Raw genomic sequence first — 19,210 nt, 5'->3', positions numbered from 1 at the left:
CAGTCCATTGTCTGTGCGCTGACCGCTAGGCCATGGCAGCCAGCTGCCCTGATGATTCGCTTCGCGCCTGAGCAAGGGCCAGGTATGCGTTGACAACCCCAGCCGACAAGGCAGGTGGCACAGCATTCCCGATCATCGTCGCGAGTGCGTGCCGCGTCGGGCAGGAAGAGAAGTCGAAGTAGTCCGGAAACCCTTGAATGCGGGACGCCTCATGAGCGGTGAGTGCGCGTGCTCGCTCGGGGTGCATGAAGCGGCCCTGCCCGATGCTTCCGAATCCACTGGTGATGGTCTGCGCGGGCTCGTCCCAACGGAGCCGGCCGTACATCGACTTGTAGGAGTGGTCGCCCTGATGGCACTTCGGGCGCAACCTGTTCGGAAGGTCGAACTCGTCATTGTCGAGCAGGTACCGCATTCGCTCGAGGTTTTCTCTCTTCGCCTGCGGCTCGCGATCCCAAGGAGCGTCTCCTCCGATATCGAGCAGGTCGCCGATCGCCCATCGGAGAGTGCAGGGCTCTTCTGTCGGCATTGCTTCGAAGAGCGACTCCGGTGAGATGGCCTCGCTCTCCGCTACCGCGAGCAGAACGTGGCGCCTGCGCCGCTGCGCGACGCCGAGAGCCTCAAGTTCGATGATCCGCTCCGCGACGCGATACCCGATCTCCATCAGCCGACGCTCTGCGCGGGCCACGACGCCTTCGCCGTTGTGACGGTCGTTGCGAACCGCCGGCACGTTCTCGATGATTACGACCCGCGGCGTGAGGATTTCCGCAGCGCGAACCATGCGCAAATACAGCGCGTTCTTCTCGTCCACCTGTCGGGTGTGGTTGTTCAGACTGCTGTGCCCCTGGCACGGTGGTCCACCGAGGATGATGTCGACCTCGCCGACACGCGCCGCGACTCGCTTCTCAGCGAACGTCGGGGGACTCCCGGTGTCTCCGTCGAAGAGCATCTCCACGGGTCCCGTCTCGATGTTCGAGGCGAACGGGAAGTTACGGCGATACACCTCTGTCGCAAGCGGTTCGAAGTCCACCGCGAGCGCGATCTCCACGGCGCGATCGTGGAGCGACGCGGCCTGGGCAGCGCCCAAAGTGAGACCGCCGCAGCCGGCGAAGAGATCGACGATGCGAACCGGCGCAGCCTTGCCATCGTCGAACCGCGGAGCGGCGCGCTGGAGCAGCGGATGAGATCGGAGAACATCGGGCATGTCGACTTCACTCTAGTAAGTGCGGCTGACATTCGAGCGTGTGGAGCTGACCTCCGCAGGCTAGGCGCCATTCAACGATGCCGGAGGCGCGAGACGCGCTCGGGTGGTTCGCGACGACTAACCCCACGTTGTGCCGGCGCGCGGGGCGCGGCCCTGTTGTGAGGGGGATTCGCTTTGGGATCCTCACGCCCGGGCGGCCAACCATCGCTCGGCCTGCGCCGAAGTCAGTCGATAGTGCCCCTCGGCCGGGTACTCGCGACCGAGGTGTGGGCCCCACGCAAAGCTCAGCATCCAGCCCTGCTCGTCGAAGTACGCATTCAACTGCCGCGTCAGGGCGGCGAAAGCGCCCTTGAGCTTGCGGCGCTCGACTCCCGTGAGCATCTCGAGCTCAGTCGTCGACGCCCATGAGTTCGGTCGCTCCGCGAGGGCATCCATCACCTTCCCGATCGTCACGCTCGTCGCCGAATCCATGGCGGCGAAGCGGCGCAGATCATCCGTGCTCCACAGATCGGGGCTCGCACCCGGATCACGGTCGGGCGCATCAGTCCCGATTGCGAACCCGAGTGCACGGAAGTGACGGCGCGCCTCTGACGAATTGAACTGCGACGGCTCGACATCGAGTGCGACCGAGAACGCCTGCTTGACGGGCCATCGCGTGCCCTCGATGTCCACCCAGTAGGTCACGACGCGTGCAGGCTCATGCCCGTGCATCGCTTCGACCACGCGGTCGCGCGACAGCTCCCTGCTCACCCCATCGACGGTGAAATGGATGCTCGAAGCGAACGCGCCTGATTGTGCGATTCGGTCGTATTCACCGACGACGCCCATGAACCACTCCAGAGCGTCGGTAACCTTGGCGCGCGCTGTGATGTCGGCCAGTACTTCGATCGAGAAAGAGGGCCGACTCTCGAGCTTCGAGTCGGGTAGCTCGACATCTCGTGCGACATTCAGCCGGGCGCGGAACTCGTCCCGCAGCTTACGGTCATCAAAGGGTGCCCGGTTGGCAAGCCATTGGAAGACGACTTCCACGCTGCCCGAGCTGTATACGACGATCGGCCAAATGTGGCTGCCGGCACCGGGCTCGCGCACGTGCAGGAAGGCGCCGACGTCCGTGGATGTGCCGAATGTCACGAATCCGCCCATCGCGCGCCACGCGGTGAACAGCTCGATCACCCCGTGAATGGTGGACGGTGCGAACCGGGACGCGAGCTGTGCGAGATATGCGCTCTCGCTTTGCTCGGACTCGTCCGTCCCTTCGGCGTCATCATCGTCACCCTCAAGAGCAATTCCCACGAGCGCGGCGAGGTCGCGCGCCGACAGCCGCTGCGTTGCGTCGGCCCGTTCGGCGGTGTCGAAGAGGATCCCTTCGGCCACGAGCACGTCGTGGGGATCACGCTCGGCGTGCTCGCTGCCGGCGGTCCAGCGGAATCCGGGTGAGACGGTTCCCGCCGCTTGAAGCACGCGCCATGCGTTCGGTACTTCGGTCTTGCCGAGATACACCCCCAGCGGCACGGGGTGCGTGCCGGCGATGGTCGCCACATCGCCGTAGGTCGTCCACTTGCCCGGCGGTATCGCCTCGATGGCAGCGGCGGCTACCTTCCAGGCGATGCCCGATTCGACCGTGTCAGTGTCGGGGAGGGGCGCGATCCAGTTCTCGGTGATCCTGGTCGCGAGCAACGCACCGCGCTGCGCGATCTGCTCCCTGCCCCAGCGCGAGTGTTCAGCGATGGAGCGGTTCAGAGCAATGTTGCTCTCGGCGAGGAGTTTGCGCTTCGTTTCGAATGGAGAGTTGCTGAGCTCCGAGTTGTAGCCCGACAAGGTCAGGTTGGCCAGCGTATGGAGGTAGGCCTCATGGAGATCCTCGACCGACGCGAACTCCCCGAGGTCGCTCGACAAGCTGTCGTGCCAGGCAGGGGTGAGCGTCTGCGGCATGACATGCTCGATCGTCGATTTTTCTAGCGACGCCGGCTCCTTGCCTGCCCAGAGCTCTTCGAGCCAGGCCAGCAGTGTCTTACGTTGATTCGGGCGTCCGGAGTAGTAGAACGGCCTGCTGACAACCGCCTCCGTGATTTGTCGATCGGTGGCGTAGAACTTTCGCCCCTTCGACAGGTAGCGGTGAAGCGAGCCCGACAGGTCGTCGGGCTCCAACTCGTCGGCGGCGCGGAGAAGTATGCGCGACAGCGCGCTCGGGGGAGCGTTGATGAGGAGTCGGCGTACGAGGTACGACTCGAGGATCTCCAGCGCCCGAGAAACTTCGTCGGTCGACGCACCTCGATCGCCTTCGTCGAGAATCCTCAGCACCAGGGGCTCTGCGGCTACGCTGACCCACTGATTGAGCCTCTCGAGCCGTCCGCGCACCGACGAATCCGGTGCGCGCGACGGATCGCGCATCTGGGCGAGCAGCTGGGCGAGACGGGCGTAGCGCCGCACTTCGGTCTCGACGTCCGCGTCGCCGAGCTTCGACATTCGCGACTCCTGCAGTGCGTAGATATCACCCTGCTTCGCCTCTGGATGTGACCAGGTCATGTCCATCCAGAAGAGCGCCTCAAGGTCGGCTGAGCTCAGCATCGTCTGCATCGGCAGCCACACTGATGTGTAGACCTCCTCGCCGCGGAGACCGAGACGCATGAAGATGTAGTTGCGCAGCAGATCGCCCTGCGTCAGCTTCATTCCCGTGTTGTTGAGTGACTCGAAGATCCGATAGACGTTGTCGTCGTGGCTCGCGGTGATTGCGACGAAGACCAAGCCGTCGAGTACGGCAGACGCGATCCGATCGATGTCGTGCGGGTCATCCGGGTCGTCAACTTCGATCAGGCGAGCACGAAAGAACCGGTAGGCGTCGATGACGCCCGACCGGAGTTCGTCGCCCACGGTGCGGTCGACGACCGAGCGGAACGCGTCACGATCAGCCTGCGTGGGGAGCAGCTTCAAGCGGTCGTCGCCGCGCTTGAATCGGTCTGCGAGATAGGTCTCGTGGAGGCGCGCCACCTTCTCGGGGGCATCGGGGTCGGTCTTGGCGATGTGATCGCGAATCGCGGCGATCAGCACGGAGAGTGTTGTGAGGCGCTGCTGGCCGTCGACGACGAGGAACTCGGCACCGCCCGGACCGATGCCGCCCGTCGAGAGCACGAGCGAACCCGTGAAGTGCTTGGCGTGCGGATCGTCCGTGCGCGCGTCGGACAGGTCGACGACGTCGTCCCACAGGCGGGACAACTGCTTGGGGGTCCACGAGTACGTGCGTTGGTAAAGCGGGACTCGGTACTGTTTGGTGCCTTCGAGGACCTGCTGAAGTCGAATCTCCTGCACGTGCATGTTTAGTCGCTCCCCTTGGCCCGCGTCTCATCCGGCTCATCGGTGCGCTGCAGGCGTTCCGCCAGCCTCCCGGCGAACCTGCCTGCGGACATGCGAGCGTTCTCTAGTGCCTCATTGCCGAACCGCCCGACTGCCTGCAAGCCATCCGCCCCGGCCTCAAGCACATCGTCTCGCGCTTCCTCGGCGGCCTCGGTCCAGCGTCTGCCCTCGATGGCTGCCCGATCGGTAGCGATTCCGATACTGCCGTGGAAGTCGTCCACCCCCACCGCGACGCTGTTGCTCGCTTGAACCACCACGCGCGACGACATCGGGTGGAGCAGCACCTTCGCGTTGGCGCGCTTCGCCGCGGCATCCATCCGTGCGACGAGTCCCGCCGTCGTCCGGCTGATCAGCTCGACGCGGCGCTGTCGGGCAGCCTGGAGCCCGATGCGGTGCTCGTCCAACTCATGCGGTGCCGCATCGAGTACGCGGTCGAGTTCGATGATGGCCATGCCCTCCTGCAGCTGGAAGCAGCGCGCGAGCACGGCGAGCCATTCGATGGTCGTGGCTTCAGCCGGCGCGGCGAGTTCGGCGAGGTCGCCCACTTTCGCGGTGGCTTCGAGCTTCTCGGCAAGCGCATCTAGCTGGCGCAGGGCGTAGGCCTGAGTCCGCGCGATGGTCCCCGCTGAGGACTGCAGCTTGGACCACGTCACCTCCGACACTCGCCCGACCCGGGCCCGCACGACCATGGCCTCGTCGAGAAGGAACTCGACGCCGATCATGTCGGCGAATACCGCATCCTTCTGCGCACGCAGGATGTCATCGACCTTGGCGTCGATCTTCGCCAAGTACTCGGTGATCTCCTCCATGGTCTGCTGCATCGCATACTGCGCCATGAGCCCGCCGACCCCGGCGAGAAGCGCAGGGTTGGCGAGCAGGGCCCCTGGATTGGTGACGAACTGCAGGCTCTTCGTGAACTGCCCGTTCGGCGCTCGCGTGGTGGCGTGGAAGAACTTCGTCGTAGAGTTCTGCACCGCCGGCAGCTGCCGCGCAGCGCGCGCCGATTCCTCGGTGAGCTTCATCCATCGGCCGGCATTTGCAGAGATCTCGGATGCCGCCTGCAGCGCCGCCCCACCCCGGGCGGTGATGGGAGAGAGCCGGCGCAGGTCGAGTTCGCGCGAGGCGAGCCCGGTCGAGGCGAAGAATCGATCGACCGCCGCGGGAGGACCGATGACCGCCAGCCCGTCGCCGTCGACGATGAGTTCGATGTCTGGGCTGGTGTCGTCGGAAGGCTCGAGGTGTTCCGGGGTGGTCATGGTCGTGGCATCCTCAGTTCTTGCGTTGGGTGGTCATGATGCGAATTCGAAGGTCAGCGTCGCGTCGGGATGGATGCCCTGGATGATGCCCGTGTAGTACGTCTGGGCCTGATCCCGGAGTATCTCGGTGTGGTCGTCGATGTACTTCTGCTGATTCTCGTCGCTGAGGATGTTGTTGATCATCTGGGTCTCCTCAACTTCTTCGGTCAGGAAGCTGAGAGGGCCGTTGCTCTCGACGGCGTCTTCGAAGTGCGGGTCGTCGTACCCGATGAAGATGAATTCCGGGATGGACACCACGTAGGATCCTTCGCCGTCGCCGGCTGCTTCGATCGTCGCGTGTGAGCCGTCGATGCCCACTTGAGCGGTGAAGGCGTACTGGATAATCGTCGTCCGATCGCCCGCCGGCGCCGGAATACCCAGAATGCTGCCGTCGGCTTCCTCCCGTGAGAGGCCCTGGATGCTGAGCGCCAGCAGCGCCACCTTCTCCTGCCGCTGCACCGACTGGTAGATCTGCGAATCGCTGGCCTGCGCGGCGGCGAACAGCCCACTCGACACGAAGCCGATGACAGTGGCCACTACGACGAGAAGCAGAACGAGTAGAACCCCGAGGCCTCTTCTGAGTGGTCCTTTTCTTATGCGTGATTTCGGCGCACGTGAAGTCGGCGTAGACGTAATGGTCATGCGGTGTATCTCCCCCAGGTGCTTGCAACGGTGCAGGCGATGCCAATCTATATGCTCCCGTGGACACCGCAGTGAACAGAGCGACGGCATGCGTTCGCGGAGTGCTTCGGCCTTTAGCCCGATGACGTCCCACCGATCCCTGAAAATCCGGAAACAAGCTGGTCAAGCTGGGATTATATGGGCAATGTGGACACCTGCTACGGTCCATCTCATGTCGAACTTTGAGGATGCAATGGCGGACCTTCGTGGTCTGCGAATCGCGATCACCGACGCGCCGAGAGTTGTTCCGCCCGCGCCGGGGCTCTACGCCATCTACGGCGATACGGAGGCCTGGACTGAGCTACGGATGAGCCCGCATGTCGACGGCCCGCTGTATATCGGGAAAGCCGAGGACAGCCTCGCGCGCCGCGAGCTGCAGGGTCATTTCGCTGTCAATAAAGCCGTGCGTGCTAAGACCGGCAGCAGCACCGTTCGCCGGTCCTTTGCGGCGCTTCTGCGCGAGACGCTGGGTCTGCGGGGGATGCCCCGCAACCCGGATAAGCCGGCGCACTTCAGCAACTACGGCCTTTCCCGCGAACATGACGACGCGCTCACGGCGTGGATGCATCGCCACCTCGCCATCGCAGTGTGGCCTGCGCCACGAGTGCTAGACGAACCGCTCGCACTTATCGAGAGCGCCATCATCCGGCGATTGAACCCACCACTCAACCTGTCTGGAAACCCACATCCTGCACCGGGGCTCAGCGCTGCTCGCGCCCGCATGGCTGCGGAAGCGAGAGCCTGGGCCTCGTCCGACGCCGTGGTGTAGACACCGCATTCAGTCCTGAGTCCCGGGCTTCAGACGCGGGACGGCGCGTTCCCCATCTCCACGCGCTCCCCAGCCCCCGCCGGCACCCGCACCGCCCCCTTCCCCCGCGTCCGCACCCACACCACCACGACGGCGATGACGATCACGGCCATCGGCGCCAGCGTCTCCACCGAGGCCACGCCCGCCGACCGGTCGTACGCGGTGGCCATGTCCACGCGCAGCGCCACGTCGAACACGAAGTTCACCGTGTTGAACATCGCATGCAGCACGATCGCGATTTCGATGCCGCCGGTACGCCAGGTGATCAGCGACAGCCCCACGGCGAAGACGAGGTACCAGGCGTTCAGCCACACATCGGTCGAGAGGTGGACGATGGCGAACACGACGCTCGAGACGACGATGCCGACCACGAGCCCGGCCCGCGCCCCACGCGCCCACCCGCCGGCGACGCGGAAGATCAGTCCGCGGAAGCCGTACTCCTCACCTGCGCCCTGCAGCGGCGTGAGCAGGATCGTGGCGAGCAGGAACCACAGCACATCAGTGTGGCTCCAACTCGCCTCAGGCAACGGTGACCAGTACAGCACGACCGAGACGATGCTCCACGCCGGAACGACGAACAGCAGCGCCTTTGCGAAGAGGTCGAAGCGGAAGTGCGAGAACACCGAGTGCAGCGACGCGCCCCTCACGCCGTAAAGCCACCGCTGGATGAGCATGCTCCACGGGGTCAGCAGCGCCACCGACGCCATTCCCGCCGCGTGCAGCAGCGGCGTATACGCCGCGCCACCGTCCTGCTGAACCGGGTTCACCATCACCGCGACAGCGGCGAAAAGGACGTTGAGGAAGAACATCCCGCCGATCAGTAGCACGATCGCGAGGATGCCGCGACCGATGCGCCGCTGGTCGCCGGCGAGCACGCGGTGGTATTCGACCCCGGGGGCGAGGGTGTCGGTCTGGGCGGTCATGACGGGTCCTGCTTTCATCGGAACGAGGGGGTGGCATCCACTGGACACCGTGTGGTCACCACAGGGTCAAGCGCGACCGGCACCGGCCCCGCGTGACGGACCCCCGACGGCGCGCTTTACGAGATCGATATCCGCGAACCGCGGCGTGCGATAGGCGCCGCCCTCGGCGACGTACTCCCCGCCGTGCTTCGTGAGGTGCCGGGCGAACAGCGGGCACGCCGGCACGACGGTGACGCCCTGGCGGATGCTGTCGGCCAGCGCCTCGCGCAGCAGCAGCACGCCGAAGCCACGGCCGCCGTACGCCGGATCGACCTCGGTGTGGAAGAAGATCCGCTCGGTGCGCCCCTCCGACGCGTCGATGAAGTCGGCCCGCCCCGCGACGCGCCCGTCGGCGAACCTCGCGATGTAGCTGCTGATCCGATCCCCGAGAGCGAGGTGCACCGTCGCGGTTTCGCCCGCGGCGGTCGTCGTCTCCTGAGTCATGTCCTTCTCCTTCTCTGTTGTCATGGTCTGGATGCCGGGTCGGCGCGCTCAGGCATCCCGACGCTTGAGCAACACGGCCGCGGCGGTGAACAGAACCACGGCCCAGGCGCCGAGCACGAGCCCGCCCTGCCACGGTTCGGTGAGCCAGCCGACGGATTCCGGTGCGGCGAGGGTCACCCAGCTCTGCTCGGTCGGGTAGCTGAAGAGGATGCTGCCGGCGGTGGAGGGCAGCAGCATCGCGAGGTTCTCCACCCAGCCCGACGATGCGAAGCCGAGCAGGAGGGCCAGCACAAGCGGCGCCGCCAGCACCAGGCCGAGCGCCACGGCGATGCCGCCGGCGGTGTTGCGCAGGAGCGCCCCGATGCCGAAGGCGATGAGACCCACCAGCACGAGGTAGCCCACACCCCCGAGCAGCGCGAGCCAGTACTGCGGGTCGTCGAGGGCGACGCTGAGTCCGTCGGCCGCGAACAGGGCCGCCGAGACCGGAGCCGTGATCGTGAACGCAACGGCACTCACGACGAAGGTCGCGACGGCGAAGACGAGCGCTTTGGCGACGAGCGCCGGCACGCGCTTCGGCACGGTGGTGAGGGTCGATCGGATCATGCCGGTGCCGTATTCGCCGGCGATGATGAGCACGCCCAGCACGCTCACGATGAGGGCGCCGACGTCGGTGCTGACCATCACGGCGTAGACGGCCATGTCTTGGATGGCGTCTTGGGTGGGAATGGCATCGACGCCCTGAAAGCTGAGCGACGCCGACATCTGCGCCCCGAACCCGACCGTGAGGACCACCAGGATCGCGTAGGCCCACCAGGTGGAGCGGATGCTGCGGAGCTTGATCCACTCCGCCCGCAGCACGCCGCTGAAACGCAGATCGTGGCCGACGGGGGAGCGGCTGGGGTGGGTGGTGGTGGTGCTCATCGGGCCACCTCCGTGCTGCGGTATTCGACGTCGTCTCGGGTCAGCTCCATGTAGGCATCCTCGAGGGACCGCGCCACCGGAGTGAGCCCGTGCACCACGATGCCCGCCGCCGCGGCGAGCTCGGCGATGCGCGGCGCAGTGAGCCGGGTCACCGACACCAGGTCGTCCTCCAGGGGTCTCACGATCGCGCCCTCCGCTTCGAGCAGGCGCGAGAGCCCGACGACCCGCGGCGTGCGCACCTGCACCGATTCGCCCTCCGCGCCCGCGAGGATCTCGCTCACCGGAGCGTCGGCGACGATGCGTCCACGGCCGAGGATGATGAGGTGGTCGGCGGTCTGCGCCATCTCGCTCATCAGGTGTGAGGAGAGGAAGACGGTGCGCCCCTCCGCAGCGAGACTGCGCGCGAGCCGGCGCACCCAGACCACGCCCTCGGGGTCGAGACCGTTCACCGGCTCGTCGAGGATGAGGGTCGCCGGGTCTCCCAGCAGCGCCACGGCGAGCCCCAGCCGCTGGCCCATGCCCAGCGAGAACCCGCCCACGCGCTTGCGCGCGACGGAGTCGAGCCCCGTCCGCGCGATCACCTCGTCCACGCGCTTCGCGCCGAGGCGATGTGTGGCGGCCACCGCGAGCAGATGGTTGCGGGCGCTGCGCCCGGGATGCACCGCGTTGGCATCCAGCAGCGCTCCCACCTGATGAAGCGGGTCGCGATGCCGGGCATAGGGCATGCCGTTCACCGTCACCGAGCCGGACGACGGGCGGTCGAGCCCCATGATCATGCGCATGGTGGTGGACTTTCCCGCACCGTTCGGGCCGAGGAATCCGGTCACCATCCCGGGGCGCACGGTGAAGTCGATGCCGTCGACGGCGGTCTTCGCGCCGTAGCGCTTGGTCAGGGAGTGAGCTTCGATCACTGAGGTGCTCCAGGTCTTTCTGTGTCGGACGACGCCGTGCGGGCGGGGGCCGAGGCGGCTCCCGCGGGGCCCACCCAGTGGACACCGTGTGGTCGGCACACGGTCAAATGCGGGCGGAGTCTCGCCCGTCAGAAGCCACCGCAGGCGATGCGGGGGTGGGCGGCCCGCACCGCCTGCGCGATCGGGGTCGCGCCCTGGGTGAGTTCGAGGATCTGCCGGGAGATGCGGGGTTGGTGGAGGATCTCGGCGAGGGTTGCGGCGACGTCGGCGCGGGGGATCTCGTCGTGTGGCTGCGCGGGCCCGAGCGCCACGGTGCCGGTGGCGGGGTCGTCGGTGAGCAGCGACGGCCGCAGGATCACCCAATCGAGGTCGCTCATGCTGACCGTCACGTCGACGAGCTTCTTGACCGCGAAGTAGAACTCCTCGTCGGCGCTGAGGTTCTGCCCTCGGCCCGCCTCGGGCAGCACCGACACCAGCACGAAACGGCGCACCCCGGCGAGCGACGCGGCATCCAGCGCCGTCACCACGCCTTCGCCGTCGATCGCGACCGTGACGTCGCGGGCGCCCGCGTTCGAGCCGGCGGTGTAGACGACGGCATCCATCTCCGTCAGCAGGGATGCCAGGTCGTCGGCGCTCAGGGAGGCCAGGTCGCCGACGCTCGCGTCCACGCCACGGGCCGCGAGGTCGGCGCGCTGCTGCTCGCGGCGCACGAGGCCCGTGACGAGGTCGCCGCGGTCCAGAAGCTCCTGCGCCAGCAGACCGCCGATCGCGCCGCTGACCCCGATGATGAAAACCCTCATCCGCTGTGCTCCCTTCCGTCGAAGACGACGTGGGGACACTCCACCCCCTGTTCCCGGCACCGGGTCAAGCGGGGGCGTGAACGCAGGTCAGGTCAGCGGCATATCCCGCAGCTGCCGGCGAGAGGTGATGCCCAGCTTGCGGAAGATGTTGCGCAGGTGCGCCTCGATGGTGCGGGGGCTGAGGAACAGCTGCGTGCCGACCTCGCGCGACGTCGCTCCCGACGCCACGAGTCGGGCGATGTGCAGCTCCTGTGCGGTGAGTGCGTCGGTCGGCTGGGCGGTGCGCTTCTGCGGGTGCTCGCCGGTCGCGCGCAGCTCTCGGGCCGCGCGCGCGGCGAAGGCCTCGGCGCCCATGGTCGTCAGCATGTCGTGGGCGGTGCGCAGTTGCTCGCGGGCCTCCTGGCGCCGGCCTTCGCGGCGCAGCCACTCGCCGTAGACGAGGTGCGTGCGGGCGAGGTGGGTCGCCATGCGGCTGCGCGCGAGGTGATCCAGCGCCTCGCGGTAGTGGTCCTCGGCGGCCGGACCGCTCGTGGTCAGCGCCCGGGAGCGGGCGGCGAGTCCGAGGCCCCAGGGGGTGCCGGCGGCGTTCGCTCGTGCGGTGAGCTCTGCGAGTGCTTCGGTCGCGCTCTCGGGCTGGCCGGAACGGCTGGCCGCCTCGACGAGTTCGGAGTAGATGAGGTTGTTGTACTTCAGGCCTTCGCATTCGATGCCCCGTGCCGCAGCGCTGTGTGCCGCCGCGTAGTCGCCCGAACCGTTGTGCAACACCGCCAAGGCGTACCCGGCAATGATCATCTCGGCGCTGCGCCCGCGGGCGGGGCCCGCCTCGCCGATCAATGAGGTGATCTCCGCGGCCTCTTCGGCATGGCCGCGCCACGCAGCCAGGATGAGGCGCGCGTGGAGGTGGAGTCCGGCCTTGGTGGCCGCTGCGGCCTCGGTCTGCTCGGCCGCCCGGGTGAACTCACCGGAGAGCACGAGTATGACGGACTGGACGAGGAGAGCAGCCGGGAGCGTGGCCAGCGCGCCGGCTTCACGGGCAGACCGCATATGGTGCGCGCCGAGCGTGAAGAAGAGGTCCTCGTCGAAGATCGTCATCGCCGTGCGCGCCGCGAGCCATCCCCAGCGGCGGATGTCTGCGTCGGTCGCCGGGTCACCGCTTACGCCGTCGCAGAATGCGGCCAGCGCCTGCCGCAACTCCGGCACGCCCGCCGCGTGCCCCCGGGTGAACGTAGTCACCAGCCCGTCGAGCAGCAGATCCGCCGGTCGTGGTGGCCCAGGGGGGACGGGTGCCCTGCGCGCGGCCTCAGCCACGTCCCGCACCGCGGAGCCCATCCCGGGGTCGCCGGTGCTGATCGCGGCGTCGAGTGCGTCGAGGTAGGTCTCGCGTGAGAGCGCCGGATGCAGGCGGGCAAGGCCCTCGGCCGCCTTCAACAGCATCACCGCCCCCTCACCGTCGCGTGCGACGTGGAACGCGATCCGCGCGCGCAGCAGCTCGACGCGGGCCCGCTGCAACGCGTCGAGCGGCCCCGCGGCGGCCATCGCCAGCAGTTCGGATGCCGCTTCGGAGGCGCCGGCCTCGTGCTTGGCGTAGGCCGCTTCGAGCGCCCGGCGCGCCCGTGCGCCCGGCTCCGGAGTAAGCGTCGCCGCCTGCGCCATGAACGCCGCCGATGCGGCCAGCCCGCCGCGGGCACGTGCGCGATCCGCCGACCTCTCCAGCTCGGCGGCGGCATCCTCATCGGTGCCCTGTACCGCCTGGGCGCGGTGCCAGGCGCGGCGGTCGGGGTCGGTGTCGGGGTCGGTGGCGGCCGCCAGGGCGTCGTGCGCGCGACGCACGTCGGGCGGCGGCGCAGCACGATAGACGGCCGAGCGTACGAGCGGATGCCGGAAGGTGACCCGATTGTCGACAACCAGCAGCCCGGCGGCCTCGGCAGGTGCGAGGGCGTCTTCAGCGACACCGAGCTGCGCCGACACGCGGCACAGCAGCGCCGCGTCTCCGGTGGGGTCCGCTGCCGCGGCGAGCAGCAGCAGCTGGGTGTCGGCGGGAAGGCTCTGGGATCGGCGGCGGAAGCTCTCTTCGACGCGGCGCGGCACATCCAGAGCGCTCGGCACCTCGTATCCGCCAGCCAGCTGTGCGGCCGCCGCGCTGAGGGGCAATTCGACCAGCGCAAGAGGATTGCCGTACGACTCGGCGATGATCCGCTCGAACACCCTCTCGTCGAGGGGAGCGGGCAGCGCTGACGCCAGCAGTTCGCGCGCATCTGCCTCGCAGAGTCCCTCGAGGCGCACCTCGGGCAAGTCCGCCAGCGCCGTCGACGCGGCGGCGGCATCCTCTCGGGCGCCATCGCGCAGCGCGAACAGGAGCGCGATCCGCTCGGCCGACAGCCGCCGCGCCACGAACGCGAGCACCTGCGCGGAGGCATCATCGAGCCACTGCGCATCGTCGACGAGGCACAGCAGCGGCCGCTCCTCGGCCGCCTCGGCGAGCAGGTTGAGAGTGGCGAGCCCCACGAGAAAGCGGTCGGGCGGGTCGCCCGCCTGCTGCCCGAACGCCACAGCCAGTGCCTGCTGCTGCGGCGCGGGCAGGTCGCTCGCGTGGGGAAGCAGCGCTGCGCACACCTGGTGCAGGCCGGCGAACGCGAACTGCGATTCGGACTCGACCCCGACCGAGACCTGCACGCGGAACCCCGAGGAGCGGGCGACGTTGCGGGTGTGATCGAGCAGCGCCGTCTTACCGATGCCGGCTTCGCCGCGCACGACGAGCGTTCCGCTGTGCCCCGTCCGCGCACGGGCAACGAGCTTCTCGACCGCTTCGCGTTCGGCATGCCGGCCGAGAAGGTGGGTCACGGGTGGCTCCCTTCGGGTGGTCGCCACCGTACTAGGTGATTGTCACCGACGCGAACAAATGCGGTCGCGGTCTGCGGAGCTTTCGCGTAGGGACGGCTACCGACGCGATGGTGAGGGCGCCGCTGCGACGCTGACGGGACCACCTGAGAAAGGACCCCTGATGAGCACGCAAACGTCCACCCCACGGCCCGCCGTGGCCGCCGAGGCCCCCGCCGCGCCGCCTCCGCGCGGACTGACCCGGGAGCCGTCCGCCTCGGCCGAGCCAGGCACCCGATACGCGGGATCGATCAGTTTGGCCGCCGCCCTCGCCGGCATCCTGCTCGGCGCACGCAGCGCCGGCATCCCGCGCTAGGAGCACATGATGGCCTGGAGCACCCGTGAGCTCGCCGATCTGGCGGGCACCACCGTCAACACCGTGCGGCACTATCACCGCCTCGGCCTGCTCGACGAGCCCACACGTCGCTACAACGGGTACAAGCAGTACGGCGTGCGCCACCTCGTGCGCCTCTTGCGCATCCGCCGGCTGGCGCAGCTGGGCGTGCCGCTGTCGCAGGTCGGCCCGGTCGGCGCGGGCGACGAGAACGCGCCCGACGCGCTGCGCGCGGTGGATGCCGAATTGGCGGCGAACATCGAGCGACTGCAGCAGGCGCGCGCCGACATCGCGGCGATCCTGCGCGACGATGCCCCGGCCGACGCCCCCGCCGGGTTCGCATCGGTCGCGGCTCACCTGTCCGAGGCGGACCGCTCCATCATCCACATCTACGCCCGCTTCTACGACGACGATGCGCTGGCGGATCTGCGGCGCATGGTCGAAGTGGATGCCGAATCCGGCGCCGTCGGCGACGAGGTCAGCGCGCTGCCGGCGGACGCCGACGAGGCCACCCGGCAGCGTCTCGCCGAGCGACTCGCGCCCACGTTGGCACGGAACCTCCTCGACTACCCGTGGCTCGCAGACCCCGCGAGGCACGCCGTGCCCCACGCGCGCGCGACCCAGCAGACGTTCATCGACGCGGTGACCGAGCTGTACAACCCCGCGCAGATCGACGTGCTCCACCGTGCCGGCCTGATCGCGCAGGAGCGCGCGCGGGCGGGCGCCGAACCCGACGATTTGACCCTGTTCTGAGAACAGGGGATCTCCTTACTTTCCACACACCACAACAGAAAAGGGAAATGCCATGAACTTCGTGCAAGAACTCATCCTGAACCTGCAAGAGCTCGCCACCCAGGTGCCCGAGCTCGTCAAGCCCCTCGTCGTCGCGCTCGCCGCCGCGATCCCCATGGTCGAAGGGGAGGTGGGGGCCGTGATCGGCATGATCGGCGGCATGCACCCCCTTGCTGCGGCGAGCGCCGCGGTCGCGGGCAACTTCCTCACCGTCTTGATCATCGTGCTGCTCACCTCGCGGGCGCGCACCGCCGTCGTCTCCCGCAGCAGAGCGCGGGTCGGCGCGACCGTGGGCGCGTCGTCGCTCGCGGATCCGGCTGCCGACATGGATGCCGCGGTCATCGAGCCGCTGGCATCCGCTAAACCCGAATCGAAGGGGCGCCAGCGCGTCAAGACGTGGCTCGTGCGCTTCGGCGTGCCGGGGGCGAGCATTCTCGGGCCCCTCGCGATTCCCACCCAGTTCACCTCGGCGATGCTTGTCGCCGCCGGCACCTCGCGGGCGTGGGTGCTGCTCTGGCAGGCCGTCGCCATCGTGCTGTGGACGACGGTGACCACCGTCGGGTTCTGGCTCGCCCTCACCTACGTCGTGGGGGTGTGACGACGATGGCTCCCCCCGTGCTGCGCAGATTCCGTTGGTGGCAGGCGTTCTCGCGTTCGCTCTTCCACCTGCGTCTGGTGGATGCCACCGGCATGCCGGAGACGTGGTCGGTCGACGTGCGGCACGGGGGAGACGACGACGGCGTGGTGTGGGTGGAGCTCTACCGTGACGGTCACCCCTACGCCCGCTCGGCCTCGCCCGCGACGTTCCCGGTGCCGGGTGGGACCATCGAGGTCGCCACCAGCGGCTTCGGTCTGCGGCGTGCACACTTCGTCGCCTACGACGGATCCGAACGCCAGCTCGCGCCCGACCCCTCCTCCGCGGAGGGGCGCCGGGCGCGGCTGGAGCAGACCTCGCCGACGGTCAGCCACGCGCTCAGCACCGCCTCGCTGATCGTGCTCGTCGTGGCCCTCGTCCTCGCCGTTCCGCAGCTGATCGAGACCGTCACGCAGTTCCCACCCATCGCGGAGCGGATCGGCGCGTTCGAGAGCCCCATCCGGCTGCCGGCGTGGCTGAACATCTCCCTGGTCGTGGCGGCGCTGGCCGCCAGCACGGAGCGCGCGCTGCGCCTGCGCTACAACCGCGTGCTCGACGGAGGGCTGTTCGATGGCGACGAGTAAAGCGAGCGCGGGCGCGCGCGCCCCGTCGCGTCGGGCGGTGGTGCCCGGTCACCGTGCGACGGTTCCCCGGAGGGAGGACATGCCCCTGCCTCAGCCGAGCGACATCGGCCTGCGGCCGACCTTCTCCGTCGATCTGACCCACCTCGTCATTGACGGGCTCGAGGCGACGGTTCCCGCTGACGCACAGCCGGGCTGACCGGGCTGCTCCCTACGCCAGCGAGAGACGTGCAGCATCCTCCGGCGGCGCGACCCCTGCCCGCCTCCGGCGTATCGCTCGCGGACATCCGCGAGTACCGTGAGGCCCGCCACGCGCCGTCGACGATGACGGGGCCGCTGCAGAAGGGTTCTCCCATGGACGAGTCGACGAACGCCCCCGCGGCCATCTCCGCCGCGGAGTTCCACCGCGCCCCCGACGTCGCGGACTGGCGGGTCACCGAGGTCGGCCCGCACGCCGTCTTCACCGCAACCTCGCTGGCGCAGGCCGCCGAGCTCATCGCCCCGATCCTCGCGGCATCCGAACGCTTCGGCATCGTGCCCGACGTCGACCTGCGGCCCGAGGGTGTGGTCGTGCGCGTGGCCGATCGCACGCAAGACGGCATCCCGGCGGCCGCGCCCCAGTTCGCCGCCGCCGTGTCGCGCGCCGCCGCCGAACGAGGGCTGACCGCCGACCCGTCGCTCGCCCAGTCGGTCGGGATCTATGTGGCGCAGCATTCGCAGGCCGACGTGCGACCGTTCTTCCTGGCGGCGCTCGGCTACGAGCCGCTCGGCGAGACGGATGCCATCGACCCGCTGCGCTGCGGGCCGCAACTGGCGTTCAACCCGATCACCGGCGACGTCCCGGCGCGGGGGCGCACGCACCTGGACGTCTTCGTTCCCGCCGATCAGGCGCAGGCGCGCGTGGATGCCGCGCTCGCCGCGGGTGGCCGCCTGGTCGACGACACGCGCGCGCCGGCGTGGTGGTCGCTGGCCTCGCCGGACAACCACGGCGTCGACATCGCGTCGTGGACCGACACCTACGGGTGAGCGCGTGTCAGTCGCCCAGCGCCTCACGCAGCAACTCGATCGCCTTCGGGCCCACTCCGTGAAGCGTCGCGATGTGATCCAGACCCACGTGTCGCACATCGTCCATCGTGCGGATCTGAGCCTGCGCCAGAGCGCGGCCTGCGGGGGTGCCGATCTTCGGGAGGTCCATGCGGTGGACCCTAGCCCTGACGGTGCCCTGCCGATACCATGCGCGCGCTTCCCGCCTGTAGACGCTCGTCGCGCTGGGCCTCGGGTCTGTCGCGCCGGTCGCGTTCGCCGCGTCAGTCGGCGGCCGTCGCCAGCACCTGCGCCAGTCGTCGGAACGCCTGGTCGGCGGGGTGCGCATGGTCGGGCAGGTTCGACTCGTTCGTGAAGACGACGATGGTCGCCCCGGTCGCGGGGTGATGGAACACAGCCGACGTGAAACCGAAACCCTCGCCGTTGTGCCCCCACCAGCCGTCGGTCTCGCCGATGCCGAGGGCATACCGGCCGTACGGCGGCCCGGCGTCCAGCGGTGCACCCTGCGTGCGCTCGGTCTGCGTCGCCGCATCGACCAGCGCCCCGGTGGCGAGCGCCTCCGCCCACACACGGCTGTCGTCGAGGGTAGAGACCATCGCCCCCGCCGGTCCGAAGATCGAGAAGTTCTGCGGCATCGGCGCGCGCGGCGTGGCATCCGGCCCATAGCCCGACGCGTGCGGCTCGGTCCACGTGGCGGCGTCGACGACGTACCGCGTGTCGTCGAGTCCGAGCGGCTCGAGGATGCGCTCCTCGAGAACCTCGGCGTAGGGGCGGCCGGTCACCTGCTCGATGACGGCACCCAGCAGGTTGGTGTTGGCATTCGTGTAGACGCGCCGCGCGCCGGGCGCGAACTGCGCCGGCTTGCCCAGCATGAAGGCGTTCAGATCCTCGAGGGAGTAGGGCCGCGTCGGGTCGGACGTGAATGCCGCGAGGAAGTCGTCGTTGGTGTAGTCGGCGTTGCCGCTGGACATTCCGGCCAGCTGCCGCAGCGTGATGCGATCCCCGTCGGTGACACCGTCGACATACGTGTCGATCGTGTCGTCGAGCGAGATCGCGCCGTCGTCGCACAGCTGCAGCAGCAGGGTCACCGTGTACGACTTGGTCACACTGCGCAGCGGCCATGACATGTCGGTCGTCGTCGGTTCGCCGCTGTCGATGTCGGCGAGCCCGGCGGCCGTCTGCCATGTGCCCTCGCCGGGGAGCCAGACCCCGGCGACGGCTCCCGGTACGTCGTGCGCGGCCATGACCTCATCGAGCGCGGCGGCCAGCTCCGACACCAGCGCCGCAGGCAGTGCGCCTTCGGCCGCCGCTGCCACGTTGGGCGAGGCCGACGGCGGAGCGGGCGGTGCCTCGGATGCCGCCGCGCACCCGCCGAGCGCCAGCAGACCCGCCGCCGCGGCGGTGACGAGGGCAACGCGTCGCGATCGGCGGCGATCGCCGGAGGCCTCAGTCCGCATGGGACGGCGCCGTCGGCGCGCTGACCGACAGGGCAAGAGGGCAGGCCACCGGCTGCGACATGGGCGACTCCTGAGCACGAGTTCGGGGCAGGCGCGGATGAAGGACGCCCCTCACGC

At 68.7% G+C, this 19,210-nt stretch carries 18 protein-coding genes; 6 read left to right on the top strand and 12 right to left on the bottom strand.

Going from position 1 to position 19,210, the window contains the following annotated elements; genetic code table 11:
• Positions 1-25 precede the first annotated feature (25 nt).
• The 4 genes from ACFVR6_RS16025 to ACFVR6_RS16010 form a co-directional block, all read right to left on the bottom strand.
• Entirely contained in the window at positions 26-1,201 is a 1,176-nt protein-coding gene (locus ACFVR6_RS16025) for a DNA cytosine methyltransferase (protein WP_386964846.1), read from the bottom strand.
• Positions 1,202-1,384: 183 nt separating this feature from the next.
• A complete protein-coding gene (locus tag ACFVR6_RS16020) occupies positions 1,385-4,513 on the bottom strand; it encodes a GmrSD restriction endonuclease domain-containing protein (RefSeq protein WP_386964844.1) in 3,129 nt (1,042 codons plus the stop codon).
• 2 nt (positions 4,514-4,515) lie between these two features.
• Positions 4,516-5,808 (bottom strand): hypothetical protein, encoded by a 1,293-nt coding sequence (locus tag ACFVR6_RS16015; RefSeq protein WP_386964842.1) that lies wholly within the window; start codon positions 5,806-5,808, stop codon positions 4,516-4,518.
• A 33-nt stretch (positions 5,809-5,841) separates the two neighbouring features.
• Complete coding sequence (locus ACFVR6_RS16010; protein ID WP_386964840.1) at positions 5,842-6,384, bottom strand: hypothetical protein; 543 nt, start codon at positions 6,382-6,384, stop codon at positions 5,842-5,844.
• A gap of 316 nt (positions 6,385-6,700) precedes the next feature.
• Between ACFVR6_RS16010 and ACFVR6_RS16005 the strand changes: the two genes are divergently transcribed.
• Positions 6,701-7,297: a GIY-YIG nuclease family protein gene (locus ACFVR6_RS16005; RefSeq protein WP_386964838.1), complete on the top strand. Its 597-nt coding sequence runs from the start codon at positions 6,701-6,703 to the stop codon at positions 7,295-7,297.
• Positions 7,298-7,326: 29 nt separating this feature from the next.
• On the opposite strand, the gene ACFVR6_RS16000 is transcribed toward ACFVR6_RS16005, so the two are convergent.
• From ACFVR6_RS16000 to ACFVR6_RS15975, 6 genes are all read right to left on the bottom strand, one after another.
• Positions 7,327-8,259, bottom strand: coding sequence for a CPBP family intramembrane glutamic endopeptidase (locus ACFVR6_RS16000; RefSeq protein WP_386964836.1), 933 nt, complete (start codon positions 8,257-8,259; stop codon positions 7,327-7,329).
• A gap of 66 nt (positions 8,260-8,325) precedes the next feature.
• The gene (locus tag ACFVR6_RS15995) at positions 8,326-8,742 is read right to left on the bottom strand and encodes a GNAT family N-acetyltransferase (protein WP_386964834.1); all 417 of its coding nucleotides are present in this window, start codon (positions 8,740-8,742) and stop codon (positions 8,326-8,328) included.
• A gap of 48 nt (positions 8,743-8,790) precedes the next feature.
• Complete coding sequence (locus ACFVR6_RS15990; RefSeq protein WP_386964832.1) at positions 8,791-9,663, bottom strand: ABC transporter permease subunit; 873 nt, start codon at positions 9,661-9,663, stop codon at positions 8,791-8,793.
• On the bottom strand, positions 9,660-10,574 hold the full coding sequence (locus tag ACFVR6_RS15985; RefSeq protein ID WP_386964830.1) for an ABC transporter ATP-binding protein: 915 nt from the start codon (positions 10,572-10,574) through the stop codon (positions 9,660-9,662). The genes ACFVR6_RS15990 and ACFVR6_RS15985 overlap by 4 nt, the downstream gene beginning before the upstream one ends.
• 128 nt (positions 10,575-10,702) lie before the next feature.
• On the bottom strand, positions 10,703-11,374 hold the full coding sequence (locus ACFVR6_RS15980) for an NAD(P)H-binding protein (protein WP_386964828.1): 672 nt from the start codon (positions 11,372-11,374) through the stop codon (positions 10,703-10,705).
• Between the two features lie 87 nt (positions 11,375-11,461).
• A complete protein-coding gene (locus ACFVR6_RS15975; protein ID WP_386964826.1) occupies positions 11,462-14,215 on the bottom strand; it encodes a helix-turn-helix transcriptional regulator in 2,754 nt (917 codons plus the stop codon).
• Between the two features lie 160 nt (positions 14,216-14,375).
• Here ACFVR6_RS15975 and ACFVR6_RS15970 point away from each other — a divergent pair, with 160 nt between their 5' ends.
• The 5 genes from ACFVR6_RS15970 to ACFVR6_RS15950 all read left to right on the top strand — a co-directional run bounded on the left by ACFVR6_RS15970 (position 14,376) and on the right by ACFVR6_RS15950 (position 17,618).
• Positions 14,376-14,567 carry a hypothetical protein gene (locus ACFVR6_RS15970; RefSeq protein WP_386964824.1) on the top strand — a complete coding sequence of 64 codons (192 nt, stop codon included), beginning with the start codon at positions 14,376-14,378 and terminating at the stop codon, positions 14,565-14,567.
• A gap of 9 nt (positions 14,568-14,576) precedes the next feature.
• Complete coding sequence (locus tag ACFVR6_RS15965; protein WP_386964822.1) at positions 14,577-15,338, top strand: MerR family transcriptional regulator; 762 nt, start codon at positions 14,577-14,579, stop codon at positions 15,336-15,338.
• Positions 15,339-15,390: 52 nt separating this feature from the next.
• Positions 15,391-15,975, top strand: coding sequence for a small multidrug efflux protein (locus ACFVR6_RS15960; protein ID WP_386964820.1), 585 nt, complete (start codon positions 15,391-15,393; stop codon positions 15,973-15,975).
• A 17-nt stretch (positions 15,976-15,992) separates the two neighbouring features.
• Positions 15,993-16,595, top strand: a complete 603-nt coding sequence (locus ACFVR6_RS15955) for a hypothetical protein (RefSeq protein WP_386964818.1) — start codon at positions 15,993-15,995, stop codon at positions 16,593-16,595.
• A 351-nt stretch (positions 16,596-16,946) separates the two neighbouring features.
• Positions 16,947-17,618, top strand: a complete 672-nt coding sequence (locus ACFVR6_RS15950; protein WP_386964816.1) for a VOC family protein — start codon at positions 16,947-16,949, stop codon at positions 17,616-17,618.
• A gap of 7 nt (positions 17,619-17,625) precedes the next feature.
• Here the strand turns inward: ACFVR6_RS15950 and ACFVR6_RS15945 are convergent, their stop codons facing one another.
• Both ACFVR6_RS15945 and ACFVR6_RS15940 read right to left on the bottom strand, forming a co-directional pair.
• The gene (locus ACFVR6_RS15945; RefSeq protein WP_386964814.1) at positions 17,626-17,787 is read right to left on the bottom strand and encodes a DNA-binding protein; all 162 of its coding nucleotides are present in this window, start codon (positions 17,785-17,787) and stop codon (positions 17,626-17,628) included.
• Positions 17,788-17,899: 112 nt separating this feature from the next.
• Complete coding sequence (locus tag ACFVR6_RS15940; RefSeq protein ID WP_386964812.1) at positions 17,900-19,093, bottom strand: serine hydrolase domain-containing protein; 1,194 nt, start codon at positions 19,091-19,093, stop codon at positions 17,900-17,902.
• Positions 19,094-19,210: the final 117 nt, after the last annotated feature.

The sequence above is a fragment of the Microbacterium sp. NPDC058021 genome (assembly GCF_042885955.1).
GTDB lineage: Bacteria > Actinomycetota > Actinomycetes > Actinomycetales > Microbacteriaceae > Microbacterium.
The sequence above is the reverse complement of the archived record's forward strand: the minus strand, read 5'-3'. Positions and strand labels throughout refer to the sequence as shown.

What these genes read in the sequence shown, in the direction of transcription:
- ACFVR6_RS15940 (WP_386964812.1), bottom strand. Translation starts at nt 19,093, where the DNA reads ATGCGGACTGAGGCCTCCGGCGATCGCCGCCGATCGCGACGCGTTGCC.
- ACFVR6_RS15980 (WP_386964828.1), bottom strand. Translation starts at nt 11,374, where the DNA reads ATGAGGGTTTTCATCATCGGGGTCAGCGGCGCGATCGGCGGTCTGCTG.
- ACFVR6_RS15960 (WP_386964820.1), top strand. Translation starts at nt 15,391, where the DNA reads ATGAACTTCGTGCAAGAACTCATCCTGAACCTGCAAGAGCTCGCCACC.
- ACFVR6_RS16015 (WP_386964842.1), bottom strand. Translation starts at nt 5,808, where the DNA reads ATGACCACCCCGGAACACCTCGAGCCTTCCGACGACACCAGCCCAGAC.
- ACFVR6_RS15950 (WP_386964816.1), top strand. Translation starts at nt 16,947, where the DNA reads ATGGACGAGTCGACGAACGCCCCCGCGGCCATCTCCGCCGCGGAGTTC.
- ACFVR6_RS16005 (WP_386964838.1), top strand. Translation starts at nt 6,701, where the DNA reads ATGTCGAACTTTGAGGATGCAATGGCGGACCTTCGTGGTCTGCGAATC.
- ACFVR6_RS15965 (WP_386964822.1), top strand. Translation starts at nt 14,577, where the DNA reads ATGGCCTGGAGCACCCGTGAGCTCGCCGATCTGGCGGGCACCACCGTC.
- ACFVR6_RS16025 (WP_386964846.1), bottom strand. Translation starts at nt 1,201, where the DNA reads ATGCCCGATGTTCTCCGATCTCATCCGCTGCTCCAGCGCGCCGCTCCG.
- ACFVR6_RS16000 (WP_386964836.1), bottom strand. Translation starts at nt 8,259, where the DNA reads ATGACCGCCCAGACCGACACCCTCGCCCCCGGGGTCGAATACCACCGC.
- ACFVR6_RS15990 (WP_386964832.1), bottom strand. Translation starts at nt 9,663, where the DNA reads ATGAGCACCACCACCACCCACCCCAGCCGCTCCCCCGTCGGCCACGAT.
- ACFVR6_RS15945 (WP_386964814.1), bottom strand. Translation starts at nt 17,787, where the DNA reads ATGGACCTCCCGAAGATCGGCACCCCCGCAGGCCGCGCTCTGGCGCAG.
- ACFVR6_RS15995 (WP_386964834.1), bottom strand. Translation starts at nt 8,742, where the DNA reads ATGACTCAGGAGACGACGACCGCCGCGGGCGAAACCGCGACGGTGCAC.
- ACFVR6_RS16020 (WP_386964844.1), bottom strand. Translation starts at nt 4,513, where the DNA reads ATGCACGTGCAGGAGATTCGACTTCAGCAGGTCCTCGAAGGCACCAAA.
- ACFVR6_RS15970 (WP_386964824.1), top strand. Translation starts at nt 14,376, where the DNA reads ATGAGCACGCAAACGTCCACCCCACGGCCCGCCGTGGCCGCCGAGGCC.